We start from the raw sequence: 16,957 nt of genomic DNA, 5'->3' as shown, positions 1-16,957 counted from the left end.
TCAAAGGTAGTTGTAAAACTACAAAATGTTCTGTATAAAAATATCATTAGTATTATCAAATGAATATATATCTATAACGACCTTCTAATAATCACACCATAAAAAAGACGCTTTCCAAAAGGCTAAGTAACCTCTTGGAAAACGTCTTGCATTAATTATTTTATTATTGCTATGACCGATGAACAGTTGATTTACTATAAAATCAATGTTTAGTGGTCATTTTACATCATACCTGGCATGCCGCCCATACCTGGTTGTGGTTCATTATCTTCTTTTTCTGGTAGGTTAGCTACAACCGCTTCAGTTGTTAAGAACATTGCTGCAACACTTGCTGCGTGTTGTAATGATGAACGTGTTACTTTTGTAGGGTCTACAATACCAGCATCAAGCATATTTACCCATTCATTTGTAGCTGCATTAAAACCTACACCTACTTCTGCATTTTTAAGACGTTCAACGATAATTGAACCTTCTAAACCAGCATTTTCAGCAATTTGACGTACTGGAGATTCTAACGCTTTAAGTACAATATTAACACCAGTTGCTACGTCGCCTTCAGCTTCGATAGCATTTACTTTGTCGTAAATGTTCATTAATGCTGTACCACCACCAGCAACAATACCTTCTTCAACTGCTGCACGTGTTGAGTTTAATGCATCTTCAATACGTAATTTACGTTCTTTTAATTCTGTTTCACTTGCTGCACCTACTTTAATTACTGCAACGCCACCTGCTAATTTTGCTAAGCGTTCTTGTAATTTTTCTCTGTCAAAGTCAGAATCTGTTTCTTCTACTTGTGCTTTAATTTGACTAACGCGTGCATCAATACTATTTTGGTCGCCATCACCATCAACAACAGTAGTATTATCTTTTGTTACTTCTGCTTTGTTCGCAGTACCTAACATATCTAAAGATGCATCTTTTAATTCTAAGCCTAAATCATCTGTAATAACTTGTGCACCAGTTAAGATAGCTAAATCTTCTAACATTGCTTTACGACGATCACCAAAACCAGGTGCTTTCACAGCTACTGCTGTAAATGTTCCACGCATACGGTTTAAGACGATATTTGTTAATGCATCGCCTTCTACTTCATCCGCTACGATTAAAATTGGTCGATTAGATTGAACCACTTGCTCTAATAGCGGTAAAATATCTTGGAATGAAGAAATCTTTTTATCTGTAATTAAGATATAAGGTTTTTCTAGTTCTGCAACCATTTTGTCAGAATCAGTAACCATATATGGTGATTGATATCCTCTATCAAATTGCATACCTTCAACTACTTCTAATTCTGTATTGAAACCACTTGATTCTTCTATTGTAATTACACCATCATTACCAACTTTTTCCATCGCTTCAGAAATATATTTACCAATTTCTTCATCCGCTGCTGAAATAGAACCAACTTGTGCAATTTCATTTTTATTTTCAACTTTTTGTGAAATATCATGTAATGCTGTAATCGCAACATCTACAGCTTTGTCTATACCTTGTCGAATACCAACAGGGTTAGCACCACTCGTTACGTTTTTCAATCCTTCTTGAATCATTGCTTGTGCTAATACAGTTGCAGTAGTCGTACCATCACCAGCAATTTCATTTGTTTTATTTGCTACCTCTTGTACTAATTTTGCACCCATATTTTCATATGGATCTTCTAGTTCGATTTCTTTTGCAATCGTAACACCATCATTAGTAATTAAAGGTGATGTATATTCTTTATCTAAAACAACGTTACGTCCTTTTGGTCCGATTGTAACTTTAACAGCATTTGCTAATTTATCTACACCACGTAACATTGATTGACGCGCATCTTCTGAGAATCTTAAATCTTTTGCCATAATTAATTAACCTCCATGTTGTTTAATTATTTTACCGTTACTTTTATTATTGAATGACTGCTAAAATGTCATCTTCATTTAAAATTAAATATGTTTCTTCACCGTGTTTAATTTCAGTTCCAGCATATTGTTGGAAAACCACACTATCGCCTTCTTTGACCTCAGGAGCAACACGAGTACCATCATCTAACAGACGTCCTGCACCAACTGCAATTATTTTACCTTCATTTGATTTTTCTTTAGCACTATCCGTTAACACGATACCACTTTTAGTTGTTTGTTCTTGCTCTACTTTTTCAATAATTACTCGGTTACCTAATGGTTTTAACATGTATTGTTCCTCCTTAAAAATTCAAAAACTTTTAGCACTTATATATATAGAGTGCTAATACAATTTTAATAATAATCAAAGTTGGTCAATAATTCAAGCAAAAACTATCGGGGGTTTATTTTGTAGTAATCTCAGTTTTACGATAAAATAAAGTATATTATTATTTTTGGAGGTAGAAAATGTCACGTTTATGGGTGTCCATACTTACATTATTGATTTATGGACTTGCACAATTTGGTCCAGCGCTTATCTTATCAACTGGTATACTCGGTAACTTAAGCGGGGAAAATCTTAGAATTACTGGAATTGCTACTCAAGTGGTGCTATTTTTCATTGCTTTCATTATTATAGCAGTGTTACATCTTAAAATATCAAATCCCACAGAGTTAGAGCGTCAACCTAAAGAAAAAAAACGCTATATTATTTTATGGGCATTCGTCGGCTATTTTATTGTTATGATTTATCAAATCATTGCAAGTTTGATAAATATACATATTCTAGGTGCCCCTCAAAAGAGCCCTAATACAGAACGTATACTACAAATTGCCAATGCGTTTCCAATATTTATAGTTTTAATCGCTGTTATTGGCCCTATATTAGAAGAATATATATTCCGTAAAGTTATTTTCGGTGAACTGTACAATATCTTGAAAGGTAACAAGTTAGTTAAGTTTTTAATTGCTAGTATAGTCAGCTCGATATTGTTTAGTGTCGCACATGGCGATCCTTCTTTCTTCATTATTTATTTTGGTATGGGCATGATTTTTTCAGCTTTCTATGTATATACTAAACGGATTTGGGTTCCAATACTGATTCATGTATTTCAAAATGGATTTGTTGTTGTAGTACAAATTTTAATTGGTCCAGATAAAATTAAAGAACTTCAACAATCTACATCATTTATTATAAATTTCTTTATTTAAAATAAGCATCTTATCAATTACTAAGAGTAAAATAAAACCACCTCCAAGTAACTTCTCATTACAAATGAATTTATTTGGAGGTGGTTTTCTATGACTAAAGCATATTCAATTGAATACTATAATAAAGTTAAAATGTAAAAAATTAGAAGCCTAGAAAATAGTAAAAAACATTTCACTTACAATCTAGTTTTCACCACTTTACTTATATTGTTTAACCAGTGAAAACTATCTAGTGTGTTATAATTTAAATTATTAAAAAAGGTGGTCAACATTATGGAAAATGATTTAACCAATCCTATAATATCAGTATATGCATCTATGAAAATATTTCGATCACAAGCAGTACCAGGAACTTTGACTCTTTTAAGAGATAGAATTCAATTTCAAGCAACAGGAGTCATAGAAGGTTCTGAAATTAAGGATACATTTTTATTTAGCGACATTAAAAATATTAAATCAGGTATTTCTTTTAGTCCTTTTAGAATAGTTATTACTGAAAAAAGTGAGGAGATTTGGATTTTCGATCAAGTCCCTCGTCAAGATGCGAAGAAATTTGTTGACCTTTTTAATACCATAAAATGAAAAATGTTGTTCTAATACCTTGTCACGTACATTTAAACCAACCCACATCACACTTAAGTTAACTACATAATAAGAACAATCTCTAAATTAACTTAGAACTAAATAAAAAATAGGCTACTTATACCCAGATGAATTCTAGGAATGAGTAGCCTATTTTTGATAACATGCATTTATTTTTTTCTTCTATGAATGAAATAGGTAGTAACAACACCGATAAATATCACTATTATACCAGCTATTAAAGTAAATAATACACGTTCAAATTTCAAGCCTTTATCTGCTTTTTCAGCTTCTTGGCGTGTTTGAGTCGTTTCTGTATCATCACTTTCTTCATATTCATATGCACCTTGAGTCTTTTTAGTTTTTGGCGCTTTTAAATCAGGCATTGAACCGATTTCTCCTGTAATTAATGACAATACTTGATTATCTAAATTTTTATAGTAATCATCAAATTTAATAGGATTAAAATACTGAAACTTAAAATAGTTTGTACTTTTTTGTAACTCTCTTAAATAAGAATTATCGGTAAATTTCTGTTTTGAAAAAATAGCATTTATATCACTATCCGAAACATTACTGTCATCATTATTCAATGCTTTAACTTGTTTTAAAACATAAGGATTATATTTAAATGAACCCGGAGCAAGTTGACGGAAGCGATTCATCACATTACTATCGGAATCTTCATTTGAATCTTTCTGTTGATTCGCCAAATCACCAAATGTTTGTGCTGAAGCTGGCTTAGCACCTGAACTAGTAGCATTTTTATTTTGCTCATAATTATAGGATAAACTATCATTTTGATAATTTGATGGATTACTATCTCTACCACTATTAGAATTTACATCAGTTGAATTATTTATGCTGTTGCTATTTTGTTTAACCTTATTAGAAGACTGAGATAAATCACCATAATTACTATCGTCGGAAGTTGCCACTCTATTATCATTTACGTTTGATGCATTGCCTGATGTTTGTGAAGATGGACCACCAGTTGGATAAGTTGTGTTTCCACCATTCACCCCATCGTTATGGGTCGGGTTTGATTGTCCACTTCCTCCAGTTTGCGGTGGTTCTGTTTGTCCACCTCCACTTCCTGGTGCATCGTTTGGATACTCAGTTCCTGCTGTGCCTCCATCTTGCGGCGGTTCTGGCTCTACATTGTCATCGGGTTGCGTATTGTTTGACTGGTCTCCATCTGTATCACCTGTTTGCGGTGGTTCTGTTTGTCCACCTCCATTTCCTGGTGCATCGTTTGGATACTCAGTTCCTGTGGTACCTCCATCTTGTGGCGGCTGAGGCTCTACACTGTCATCGGGTTGTGTGCTTGGTTGTTCTCCCATCGTATCACCTGTTTGTGGTGGCTCTGTTTGTCCTGTCCCATCTCCTGTTGTATCGCTTGGATACTCAGTTCCTGTTGTGTCTCCATCTTGTGGCGGCTGAGGCTCTACATTGTCATCGGGTTGTGTGCTTGGTTGTTCTCCCATCGTATCACCTGTTTGTGGTAGTTCTGTTTGTCCTGTCCCATCTCCTGTTGTATCGCTTGGATACTCAGTTCCTGTTGTGCCTCCATCTTGTGGCGGCTGAGGCTCTACATTGTCATCGGGTTGTGTGCTTGGTTGTTCTCCCATCGTATCACCTGTTTGTGGTAGTTCTGTTTGTCCTGTCCCATCTCCTGTTGCATCACCCGGATATTCACTCCCTGTTGAGTCTCCAGTTTGTGATGGCTCTGTTTGGGTATTGTTATCTAGCTGTGAACTCGGTTCTTCATTGGATACATTTCCAGAAGTATCTGTTGTATTTTCACCTTCTGTTGACTTCCCATCTTGTAATGTTGTGTCATCTTGTAATGTCGATTCACTGTCATTCATACCAGTATTCTGTGTTGACTGCTCTACTGCATCATTATCAGTTGTATATTCAGTTGAAACTGGCAATTGATTCTCATCTATGTCAGACGATGATATTGGAGCTGTTCTTATATTAGGTACTTCTGAAGATCCTGTCTTACTATTGTCAGGTTGAGCTAAAGCCGTACCTTCACTATATGGTTGTGAACTATTATCATTTATTGCCTTATCCACTTGATTATTATCATTATTATTTAAAGTAATAGTATCTGATATAGCTTGCTTGTCAGTGTAATCAGTTGTGTAGCCTGTCTCGGCATTTATAGGTGATGCTACTATAAAAGGGACACTTAACGATACTACCGCACTAGAAAGTGTATATTTTAATATAGTTTTATTTTGCACTAAGGCCACCTCCTAAATTACTAAAAGTTATTATACTTAGTATATTAGAAAACTGTTTATTTTTCATTAAAATTAAGACAATGAAAAGGAATATTAATATCTTTGAAAATAAATGTAAATTATAGTTTACAAACAAAAGTATATTTATTATACTAGGTATATATTATAAATTAACTGAGAGGTGCATTAAGATCATGGGTATCTTTAAAAGTAAAAAAAGTGAATTAGAAACATTCCAACAAATATTAGAAAACAGACGTACAATTTATAGTTTAGAAAAGGAAATTTCAATTTCTGATGATAAATTAGAAGCGATTATCGAGCATGCAGTTAAACATGTTCCATCATCTTTCAATTCTCAATCTACACGTATTGTTTTATTACTAAATGACAATCACGATAAATTCTGGGATATCACGAAAGATGAATTGAAAAAAGCTATGGGTGAAGATCGTGATTTCCAACCAACATCTGATAAAATAGACAACTTCAAACATTCTTACGGTACTATTTTGTACTTTGAAGATGAAACTGTCGTTGAAGGTTTACAAAATCAAATGCCAAATTATGCTGAAAACTTTGCAATTTGGTCATCACAAACAAATGCAATGCATCAATTTGCAATTTGGACTGCTTTAAGTACTGAAGGTATTGGTGCTTCATTACAACACTATAACCCACTAGTTGACGCAGCTGTAACTGAAACATTCGACATTCCAAAAACATGGAAATTGATGGCACAAATGCCATTTGGTAATATTCGTGAAGAAGCTGGCGATAAAGCATTTAATTCAATTGAAGATAGATTTTTAATTAAAAAATAAAATTGAAATTTAACTAAAGTCAAGTACCTACATAACTTGACCTAACAAAAATGACAAGTTCTATTGCAAAAATAGTTCTTGTCATTTTTGTTTTTCTTAAATTTTGTCAGTTTTTAACGCACGATTTAAATTTAATGAACATGATTTACTAAGTCACAATCTTATTTAACTTGTATTTTACCTAGTCATAGTAAACTTTGAAATTTGTCGGAATATTTAGTACATTTAATAAAACTAGATTACTAGAGGTGAAACTATGAATATCCAAATTTTTCAATTACAAATAGAACCTGCCAATGTGTCAACCAACGAAAAAAAAATTCAACATTGGTTTGAACAAAACCTAAATAGTGAAACAGATGTCGTAGTCTTACCTGAGATGTGGAATCAAGGCTATGCATTATCACAGCTAGATATTCTTGCAGATAATGATTTACAGCGCAGCTATAACTTTATTGCTCAACTTGCAAAAATGTATCAAGTAGATATTGTCGCTGGTTCTGTAGCTAATAAAAAAGATGGCAAAATCTTTAATACAGCTTTTACTGTGTTAAAAGACCAAACCTTAATCAACAGTTACGACAAAACACACTTAGTTCCGATGTTAGATGAACCTACTTATCTAACTGCAGGTTCAACAGTGCCTGAAAATTTCCAATTATCATCAGGTGTTGCTGTTACACAAATAATTTGCTATGACTTAAGATTTCCAGAACTATTACGTTATCCTGCACGTACAGGAGCTAAAATTGCATTTTATGTAGCACAATGGCCAGCAGTACGCTTAGATCATTGGCGTGCCCTACTCCAAGCACGTGCCATTGAAAATGATATTTTTATTGTTGCTTGTAATTCTTGTGGAGACGATGGAAACACTGAATACGCAGGACATTCTATGGTTATAAGTCCTAATGGAGAAATTATTGCAGAAGCGAGTAATTTAGAAAAACGAGTAAGTGTTACATTAAATATTTCTGAAGTTAACCAGCAACGTCAAAATATCCCAGTCTTTGATAATCTTAGACTAGATTTATATAAATAAAATAAAACCGTGAGCTTGGGAGGGACTCACGGTTTTGTAACTTATTATTAAGGGAATGTTTTTACAGTTATTTCTCTATCTATTTTTGGGGATGTTATTAATTATGAAAAAATTTAGTGAATTTACCGATTATTAAAATGATAAATTGAATGATGTTTACGATAGCTTACATGTTAATACTTAAATTACCTCTGTTATAGGTAATTTATTAATGACACTAGTATAGATTGAATCAAACTCAAATTATGAATACAGTTCTAATAGGGAAAGCTTAATAATTAAGCGAATTTCAAACTGTCTTCAAAATTAGTTCACTAAACCACCAAGAGTGTTAGTGATGTCTTTTGTCACAACAACAACCTCCTTTGTTTATATTACAAAGAAATGATTACTCTCTAATATAAGTATTGTTATAACTATACGAAGAAACAATTACGTATTTAGATTTCAACATTTATTAATCTTCTGCTCATTAAGAAAAATAAATGACTAAGACACTAGTAGTCTTGCTATTGAGTACTCAAATCACTTCTTTGTGATACAAATACATTTAACCATGTTTTTTTGAAAAAATGTTTAATAATGCCCAAGTCGTTCATTTTAGTGCTTAACTGTAGTGCAAATATGTTAAAATTAAATATATAGTAAACAGCAAACAGTTAAGGACTCAAATTATACAGATAGGCAATAAGACGCCTAAAATTTAATTTAAATTGTATAATGTCAGTAAGGAGCGAAACACATGTTAAATGCAATAGAAAAACGTATTGACCATTTAGCTAAATATTTACAGCAACGTAACAATTTAGATCACATTTCTTACTTGAAAATACGTTTAGGTATGCAAGTTTTTGTGGGCAATATTTTTAAGACTGTTGTAGCTTATGGTGTTTCAATCCTGTGCCACTTATTTTTTTACACACTGACTGTTCATCTAACTTACGTAATTATTCGAACATTTGCGCATGGTGCACATGCAAAATCGTCACTACTGTGTCATGTTCAAAACTTATTATTATTTGTTTTTTTACCTTGGATTATTGTTTATACTAAAGTTGATATTGGGCTTATGTATATACTAGCAATATTAGGTTTTATAATATTAAGTATATATGCCCCTTCTGCAACTAAAAAACAACCTATTCCAAAAAGATTACACAAGAAGAAAAAAGTGAAAACTATAGTTGTAACTTTGTTATTAATTATAGGCTCATTATTGTTCAATGCACCTTATCAACAATTGATTTTATTAGGCATTATTATTATCGCTGTAACACAATTACCTATATTTTTCCCTAAGGAGGATGTTTCTACATGAACTTATTAAATTCATTTTTCAGTTTTTTCGCCAAGTTTTTCGAGTTAATCGGTACAGTCGCAGGTATCAACCCATGTAGTGGTTGGTTTGATGAACCTGAAGTACCAGAAGAATTAACAAAATTATACGAATAATATTTAGATTAGAGAGTGTGTAAAAAAATGGAATTATATAACTCAGTGATTATACCTATTTTTCAAGTGATTATATTATTTTGTGTAATAAAAATTATAAGTGATTTAAAATACAACAAATGGGATTATATTTCAATTTTTGGGATTATAATCCCTGTTTCTTCTTTATTTTATATATTTATTGGTCCTGAAACGATTCCCATTTTATTAGTTTCAACACTTATCTTGATATACATAAGAAGTAAATTTCTTGGTTTAGTTGTTGCAATTCTTAGTTTCTTATTAATGTACATTTCTAATTTCTTTACGCTTTGGATTTCTGCAATGGTAGAGAGAGTTATACATAATGAATATATTTTGTTTATTAGTTACTCATTATTTTTCACTTTAATTTCTCTGTTACTAGCATTTTTAACTAGATTTTTTGTAAAAAAATTAACTAGTTCTATCCTTTCATTGAATAAAGCGTATTTAACATTAATCGGTATCATTTTATTAAGCACATTTATTACCCTATACATGTACATGCCGAAAAACATAATTTCTTATGGTGACTTTAAATATTTAGCTGTCATCTATGTGATTTTTATTATTACGATAGCGATATTAATAGTCACAGTTTCTTTCAGCATTATACGAGAAATTCAATATAAACGTAATATGAAAGAAATAGAAAACTATTATAAATATACGCTACAAATTGAAAAAATTAATAATGAAATGCGTAAGTTCCGACATGATTATGTTAATATCTTAACTACCATGTCAGATTATATTAGGGAAAACGACATGGCAGGTTTACGCAGTTATTTTAATGATGAAATATTACCAATGCAAGATAGCATGCAAATGAACACTGTTAAGATTAATGGGACTGAAAACTTACGCGTAAGAGAAATCAAAGGCTTATTAACTACAAAGATTTTACAAGCGCAAGAAAAAAATATTAGTATCAGTATTGAAGTACCCGAGCCTATCGAAAAAATAAATATGCCTATTATAGATTTAAGTAGAGTTATAGGTATCATATTAGATAATGCAATTGAAGCATCTGAAAGTATTACGGAGGATGCATTAATACGAGTTGCTTTTATTAAAAACTCTGATATCTCAGTTACTTTTATCGTTATGAATAAGTGTGAGGATGATATCCCACGTGTACATACATTATTTCAAGAAAACTTTTCGACAAAGCGCGGTAATCGTGGTTTAGGCTTATTTACTTTAAAAGAAATCACAGACTCAAATGCCAATGTTTTATTAGACACTACAATTGAAAATGGTTACTTTGTTCAAAAAGTAGAAATACTAAATTCTCAGTCATAAGGATGTGATAACTTGAAAATTTTCATATGCGAAGATGATGTGAGGCAGCGAGACAGTATGGTGTCTATTATTGATAACTATATTATGATTGAAGAAAAGCCAATGGAAATTGCATTGGCCACTGGAGATCCTTACGCAATTTTAGAGGAAACCAAAAATCAGCAGGGCGTTGGTTGTTACTTTTTAGATATCCAGCTTGATGCAGATATCAATGGCATTAAATTAGCAAGTGAGATTCGAAAACATGACCCAGTGGGCAACATCATTTTTGTTACAAGCCATAGTGAACTTACATATTTAACATTTGTTTATAAAATAGCTGCAATGGATTTTATCTTTAAAGATGATCCTGAGGAATTAAAATCTCGCATTATCGATTGTATAGAAACGTCTGAAACACGCTTAAATCTTTTATCGAAAGACAGTAGCGTTGAAACTATAGAACTTAAACGCGGTAGTAATTCTGTATATGTACGTTACGATGATATTATGTTTTTTGAATCTTCATCAAAATCACACCGTTTAATTGCGCATTTAGACAATCGACAAATTGAATTTTATGGTAACTTAAAAGAACTCAGTCAATTAGATGAGCGGTTTTTCAGGTGTCACAATAGCTTTGTGGTTAATCGACATAATATTGAATCCATTGATTCTAAAGAACGGATCGTTTATTTCAATAATCAAGAATATTGCTATGCATCAGTTCGAAATATAAAAAAAATATAAAAAATGCTGGAACATCAATGAAGTTCCAGCATTTTTTTAATTAAAGTTGATTAAATTGCCAATAACAACTATTGAAGTCCTTTTTCCACTTCTGTTAAAGTTGGAATACTCTCAATAGCACCATATTTAGTAGTTACTTGTGCTGCTACAAAATTACTGAATTTCAAAATACTCGCTCCATGTTGTTGTAAAGTATCTGCTAGATTTTTAGCATCATATGTTAATAACTTACTAATTGCTGCACCAATAAATGCATCTCCTGCACCTGTTGTATCGATTGGTGTGACTTCAAATCCTTCATGACTTTGTACTGAACCATCTTTTAAATGTATTTCAGAACCAGCTGCACCTTTAGTATAGATAACCGCTTCTACATTACCTTGAAATAGCCACTTAAGTGCAGCTTGTTCATCAGTATATCCCGTAATAAAAGTTAACTCTTCATCTGAAATTTTTACAATGTGTGCACGTGGTATAAATTGACGAATAGCTTGTTGACATTCTTCTGCACTATCCCACAATGGCAAGCGAACATTAGGGTCAAAAACTATTGTCCCCCCTGCTTGATGAAATTGGTTAATCAATGTTTCATGTGCGATTTTCATATCACTTTGTACTAAATCAACAGAGCAAAAATGTAATATATCTTCCTCAGTTACTGTAAGATCTGTTAAATATTCAGATTTGTATAACATATCTGCTGAAGGTTTACGATAAAAAGAAAATTCTCTTTCTCCGTCTTGAGTTAAGCTCACAAATGCTAATGCTGTATTCGCTTCATCTGTTCGTCGTATAAATGAAGTCCCTACACCTATGTCATCTAATGTTTCAACAATGATATCACCAAAAGCATCATTGCCTAATTGTGTTACCATTTCAGCATGTCCGCCCAACTTCTGTACTGTACTTGCAACATTACAAGGTGCACCTCCCACTTGACGTGAAAAGGTTTCAACATCTTTTAATTTTGTATCTGTTGTGCCCGGTATAAAGTCGATTAACGCTTCTCCAATAGCATATAATTTTCTCATTGTTCCCCTACTTTCAAATCATATTTTGTAAGTTGCAGATAAACTTGACCCGATTCTGTCGATACTTTAATGCCATCTGCTTGTTCTGTTGGAAATATACGTGATGTTAATACTCGTTCACCATCATTACAAAAAATTTCAATACTAGAAGTATCTACAAAAATTTGTAGTTGACGCAAAGGCGTATCTAACGAAGTACTGCGCGTAGTACCCATAACTGGCTCTGGTAATAAACCACTGTCAGTACGATCTAAAGTAAGTTTGTGCGTTTTCGTATTATAACTGATTAAAGTACTACAATTTTTGTTTTTGCGTAATTCAAAATATATTTCTGTTGCTTCATTTTCTAAAATATCAATTATTAACTCGTATTGAGTCCCATCATATGGTTGCAATTGTCTTGTGAATTTGTTGGCATAACCTAATGCCGTTTCTTTATTAAATCTTAATTGCTGTAAAGCTTTAATTGGTCGTTGCTTAAGTTCACCTTGTTCAATTGTCAATTCACGAGGTAGTGTAAAACAATGTGCCCAACCGTCTTCATCAGTTGGATAATTGATCTCTGGTAAGCCCATCCAACCTATTAAAATACGTTGACCGTGTTCATCTATAAATGTTTGTGGTGCATAAAAATCAAATCCGTGATCTAATTCAATAAAATCACCATGATTCATCGTCATAGTAGTCAAATCTAATTGACCCATTATATAGCCTGATTGATAGATGTTGTTAAATTTTTCTCCTTGTGCTTCAATACCTTGTGGGCAAAAAAGTAACATGTCAAAACCGTCTAAATTAAAATAGTCGGGACATTCCCACATATAACCAAACTCAGTTAATTGTGTAGTTAAGTCACCTAAAAGTTCCCAATTGACGATATCATTAGATTTATAGATTAATGCTCTACCATTTAATACTTCATTTTGTGCACCTATAATCGCATAATAACTTTCATTGTGTTTAAACACTTTAGGATCTCTGAAGTGTTGAGTATAACCCTGTGGTGGCTGACTTATAACTGGTTTTGGAAATTTTGTTATAGTACCATCTTCATTCATTTTGGCAATCATTTGGCTTGAATGACGATTCCACTCATCATCACGATGGTTTCCGGTATACATGTAATAAAGTTGTTGGTTGTATTCAAAGGCACTACCACTATACACACCATGGCTATCCGCGATAGTATCTGGTTTTAATATCGGACCTTGAGGTTCAAAATGTACTAAATCTTTACTTGTAAAGTTGAACCAATATTTTAATCCATGTACAGCACCTAATGGAAACCATTGATGAGATAAGTAGTACATCCCATTAAAGTAAATTAAACCATTGGGATCATTCAATAAACCTGTTTGGGGTTGAATATGGAATATTTGTCTATATTTAGAAGCACTGACTTGCTCTTGTAATTGATGTAATTCTTCATGTGAAACATCTTCATATCGCTGATAACGGTCTTCTCGACTCCACTCACTCATTGTTAATATTCCTCCTCATCATAATACATATTCATTTTAGCACGTTTACCACCTTTTGTGGTATCGGTTCCATTTAATAACTTTATTTAAAACTAAGTTCTACATCTATAAGAATTTTTTCTTCAACTGATTGTTGTTTTATGAGTTTATCTAATTGAGACATCGCTACTTCACCAGCGGCTTCAAAATGATAAATTACAGTATTAATCACCGGTGATACTAATTGGGTCATTGGATCGCCCCCAAAACCAACTATCATACGCTGATCAAATGATAATTGATGTTCAGTGCAAAATTTATGAACTGCAAGGCCAATAGCATCTGTGGCGCCAATAATAACATCGTAAGAATGATCTTTATGTAATTCAGATTGCACGTCAATCATGGCTTCATTAAAATTAAATGATGTCGTTGTAACATCAGGCGTTACATGGTATTGCTTCAAACCATCAATTAATCCACTTTTTCTTTTTATTCCCACAGCAGTATCGTGTTCAGTAACACTAAAATACTTAATGTGACGATAACCTCGTTGACCAATTAAATCACCAACAAGATATCCTGCATGGTAATCATCGTGTACAATGCAATGGAATGATTCAAAATGTTGGCCTACAATAACGACAGGGACATTAATTTTATTAATGACCTCTAAATGTTTATCGGTTAAATCAGTAGCCATAAAGATAATGCCATCAACCTTACTGCGATAAAATGTTTCTAATGCATCGATTTCTAATGCTGGATCTAAATTAGTATAATTAAGTAATAATCTATAATTCAAACTATCACATAAATTTTTCACACCTTTAATGGTCTCATCTACTGCATATGAATTCATTCTCGGTATAATAGCACCTATCATGTTTGTTTTATGTGCTCTTAAACTTTGAGCAAATTGATTGGGTTGATAATCATATTGTCGAATAATAGCATCTAATTTCTCTTTAGTTTTTCTACTCACAGAACCATTGTTTAAATATCTAGATACTGTACTTTTAGATACACCTGCAATTTTTGCAATATCTGCTATGTTCTTCATATTTACTCACTTTCATTTATGTACTGTATTTGCACTTTAAACTATATTTTATCATATTGTAATCGCTTAAAATATAAAAATACATCGATTTATAAATAGAACAGAACCTTTAAAGTATTTATGTAGACTCTCTTCAACTTCATTACCTTGGAGAACTATTTTAAATATAATTGCTTCAAGCTAGCAATGCACTAATGCCAATAAAAAGAGAGTGGGACAGAAATTTGATTTTGAAAAAAATGATTTCGTCATCCCACCCTGGCAAGGATGACTAGCATTGAAACAAGCTTGGTTTGAAGCGCATTTTCAATGCAGTCAGCTACTGCCAATATGAAAAGAGACTAGGACGAATCAATTTTGTCCTAGTCTCTTATATTATTATGCTTTTTGAACTGTAATTGTCCAAGAAGCATCATCTAATTGTTCATAGTTTGTTACTGGATAACCTTGTTCAGCAGCCCAGTTTGGCAATGCTTCTGTTGCTTGTGTACAATCAAAATCAATTTTCAATTCATCACCAGTTGTTAATGTTTCCATTTTCTTTTGAGCTTCAATTAATGGAAATGGACAAACCATTCCTACTGTTCCAAGTTCATGTACCATAAAACAATCCTCCTTAATAATTATGTTGTTTGAGTTTGAGTCGTTACTTGAGCATTACTTTGTGTTGTTGCTCGCTGTGCTTTTTTCATTGGTCTGATAAAGATGAAATAACTCATAAACCATGCACCTAAAATCATAGAAGCTAGTGCTATCCAGCCCTTCCATGACATAGTCGCAGTTTCTACTAAGCCATTCCCTATTGAACAGCCACCGGCTACTGACGCACCAAATCCCATACAAGCGCCCCCAATGACACTATTTCTAATGGTTTTTTTATCTGGTAGTCTCCATTTAAACTCTCTTGAACCTTTAGCTGCGATATACGAACCAAAGAAAATACCTAATACTAGGAACACTCCCCAGTCTAACAGGTTTACATCACCAGTCATAAAAAATTGCACAATGTTAGCTGATGGTGTTGTTATACCTAAACCATACATACGTCCTGTAGATTCACTGACAGGCCATGCTAGCAATGCAATCAATCCGACAACAATTGCTGCAATAAATGGATGGTATTTCTTTTCAAATAGATAGTAACGTACACCTGTAAATTTTTGTTTTAATTTTGGTACTGCTACTTTTGATTTAGGTTTACGCAATGTTTTCACTACAAAAAAGATAGTAATTGCAACTAATAAAACTACCCAAACCCAAGTTGGAATACCTGTTGTTTGAGACATACTTGTACTAACCGTAGTTGGTTTGTTAATGCCATTCATTACAGGTAATAACAAACCAAATTTAGTTACTGCTGCCGTTACAGCGTATAATGCTAAGGCAATCCAACTGCCTATCAATCCTTCACCTGCACGATACCAAGTACCTGTAGCACAGCCACCTGACAATACCATGCCAATTCCAAATATAAATGAACCAATAATTGTTCCTATAATTGGATAACTTGATTCAGGTATTTGGACTACTCCTGTAGATGTCAAAATAAGTAGCCCAATACTTTGTATTGAAATAGCAATTAGTAATGCATAAAACATCTTATTACTTTTTTGTATATACATATCTCTAAAGCCACCGGCTAGACAAAAGCGTGTTCTTTGCATTACAAATCCTAATAATGCTCCTACTATTAGTCCACTAACAATTAACCAAATCACTTTATCTCCTCTTTTCCGATTAAGTCAATAAGATTAATAATATAAAATTTCACTATAAATTTCAATAGTTTGCGCAAATTGTAATAATTTTGTAACTCTAAAATATAAAGGGAGTGGGACAGAAATCTGATTTTGAAAAAAATGATTTCGTCGTCCCACCCCGGCAAGGATGACTAGCGTTGAAAAAAGCTCGGTTTGAAGCGCATTTTCAATGCAGTCAGCTACTGCCCATATGAAAAAGGTTTCGACTAAAACATGGAGTGGGACAGAAATCCGATTTTGAAAAAATGATTTCGTCGTCCCACCCTGGCAAGGATGACTAGCGTTGAAAAAAGCTTGATTTAAAGCGCATTTTCAATGCAGTCAGCTACTACCAA

Annotated in this window: 16 protein-coding genes; 8 read left to right on the top strand and 8 right to left on the bottom strand. The window is 32.9% G+C overall.

Annotated features, from left to right (window positions below; all coding sequences use genetic code 11):
• Positions 1-221 precede the first annotated feature (221 nt).
• Entirely contained in the window at positions 222-1,844 is a 1,623-nt protein-coding gene (gene groL, locus MUA37_RS04385; protein WP_021459238.1) for a chaperonin GroEL, read from the bottom strand.
• Between the two features lie 46 nt (positions 1,845-1,890).
• Positions 1,891-2,175 (bottom strand): co-chaperone GroES, encoded by a 285-nt coding sequence (gene groES, locus MUA37_RS04380; RefSeq protein WP_002509124.1) that lies wholly within the window; start codon positions 2,173-2,175, stop codon positions 1,891-1,893.
• A gap of 179 nt (positions 2,176-2,354) precedes the next feature.
• On the opposite strand from groES, the gene mroQ reads away from it, so the two are divergent.
• Both mroQ and MUA37_RS04370 read left to right on the top strand, forming a co-directional pair.
• Complete coding sequence (mroQ, locus tag MUA37_RS04375) at positions 2,355-3,098, top strand: intramembrane glutamic endopeptidase MroQ (RefSeq protein ID WP_002509123.1); 744 nt, start codon at positions 2,355-2,357, stop codon at positions 3,096-3,098.
• 273 nt (positions 3,099-3,371) lie between these two features.
• Complete coding sequence (locus MUA37_RS04370) at positions 3,372-3,680, top strand: hypothetical protein (protein WP_262624851.1); 309 nt, start codon at positions 3,372-3,374, stop codon at positions 3,678-3,680.
• A gap of 170 nt (positions 3,681-3,850) precedes the next feature.
• On the opposite strand, the gene MUA37_RS04365 is transcribed toward MUA37_RS04370, so the two are convergent.
• Entirely contained in the window at positions 3,851-5,935 is a 2,085-nt protein-coding gene (locus MUA37_RS04365; RefSeq protein WP_262624850.1) for an SdrH family protein, read from the bottom strand.
• 194 nt (positions 5,936-6,129) lie between these two features.
• On the opposite strand from MUA37_RS04365, the gene MUA37_RS04360 reads away from it, so the two are divergent.
• From MUA37_RS04360 to agrA, 6 genes are all read left to right on the top strand, one after another.
• Positions 6,130-6,759 (top strand): nitroreductase family protein, encoded by a 630-nt coding sequence (locus MUA37_RS04360; RefSeq protein WP_021459259.1) that lies wholly within the window; start codon positions 6,130-6,132, stop codon positions 6,757-6,759.
• A 256-nt stretch (positions 6,760-7,015) separates the two neighbouring features.
• A complete protein-coding gene (locus MUA37_RS04355; RefSeq protein WP_002509119.1) occupies positions 7,016-7,801 on the top strand; it encodes a carbon-nitrogen family hydrolase in 786 nt (261 codons plus the stop codon).
• Positions 7,802-8,543: 742 nt separating this feature from the next.
• Positions 8,544-9,119, top strand: coding sequence for an accessory gene regulator AgrB (locus MUA37_RS04350; protein ID WP_002509118.1), 576 nt, complete (start codon positions 8,544-8,546; stop codon positions 9,117-9,119).
• The gene (gene agrD, locus MUA37_RS04345; protein ID WP_002509117.1) at positions 9,116-9,253 is read left to right on the top strand and encodes a cyclic lactone autoinducer peptide AgrD; all 138 of its coding nucleotides are present in this window, start codon (positions 9,116-9,118) and stop codon (positions 9,251-9,253) included. The genes MUA37_RS04350 and agrD overlap by 4 nt, the downstream gene beginning before the upstream one ends.
• A gap of 27 nt (positions 9,254-9,280) precedes the next feature.
• A complete protein-coding gene (gene agrC, locus MUA37_RS04340) occupies positions 9,281-10,579 on the top strand; it encodes a quorum-sensing sensor histidine kinase AgrC (RefSeq protein WP_002509116.1) in 1,299 nt (432 codons plus the stop codon).
• Positions 10,580-10,591: 12 nt separating this feature from the next.
• Positions 10,592-11,308: a quorum-sensing response regulator AgrA gene (agrA, locus tag MUA37_RS04335; protein ID WP_142019518.1), complete on the top strand. Its 717-nt coding sequence runs from the start codon at positions 10,592-10,594 to the stop codon at positions 11,306-11,308.
• A gap of 68 nt (positions 11,309-11,376) precedes the next feature.
• Here the strand turns inward: agrA and MUA37_RS04330 are convergent, their stop codons facing one another.
• From MUA37_RS04330 to MUA37_RS04310, 5 genes are all read right to left on the bottom strand, one after another.
• Positions 11,377-12,339, bottom strand: coding sequence for a carbohydrate kinase family protein (locus tag MUA37_RS04330; RefSeq protein ID WP_112369522.1), 963 nt, complete (start codon positions 12,337-12,339; stop codon positions 11,377-11,379).
• Positions 12,336-13,820, bottom strand: a complete 1,485-nt coding sequence (locus MUA37_RS04325; protein WP_238126166.1) for a sucrose-6-phosphate hydrolase — start codon at positions 13,818-13,820, stop codon at positions 12,336-12,338. The genes MUA37_RS04330 and MUA37_RS04325 overlap by 4 nt, the downstream gene beginning before the upstream one ends.
• Before the next feature lie 82 nt (positions 13,821-13,902).
• On the bottom strand, positions 13,903-14,862 hold the full coding sequence (locus MUA37_RS04320; protein ID WP_262624849.1) for a LacI family DNA-binding transcriptional regulator: 960 nt from the start codon (positions 14,860-14,862) through the stop codon (positions 13,903-13,905).
• 378 nt (positions 14,863-15,240) lie between these two features.
• Positions 15,241-15,465: a sulfurtransferase TusA family protein gene (locus MUA37_RS04315; RefSeq protein WP_002509111.1), complete on the bottom strand. Its 225-nt coding sequence runs from the start codon at positions 15,463-15,465 to the stop codon at positions 15,241-15,243.
• A 20-nt stretch (positions 15,466-15,485) separates the two neighbouring features.
• On the bottom strand, positions 15,486-16,580 hold the full coding sequence (locus tag MUA37_RS04310; protein ID WP_002509110.1) for a YeeE/YedE family protein: 1,095 nt from the start codon (positions 16,578-16,580) through the stop codon (positions 15,486-15,488).
• Positions 16,581-16,957: the final 377 nt, after the last annotated feature.

Origin of the sequence: Staphylococcus arlettae (assembly GCF_025560845.1) — a bacterium.
In the GTDB taxonomy this organism is placed as follows: Bacteria; Bacillota; Bacilli; order Staphylococcales; family Staphylococcaceae; genus Staphylococcus; species Staphylococcus arlettae.
Note: the sequence above shows the minus strand (reverse complement) of the source record. Positions and strands in the feature narration are given on the sequence as shown.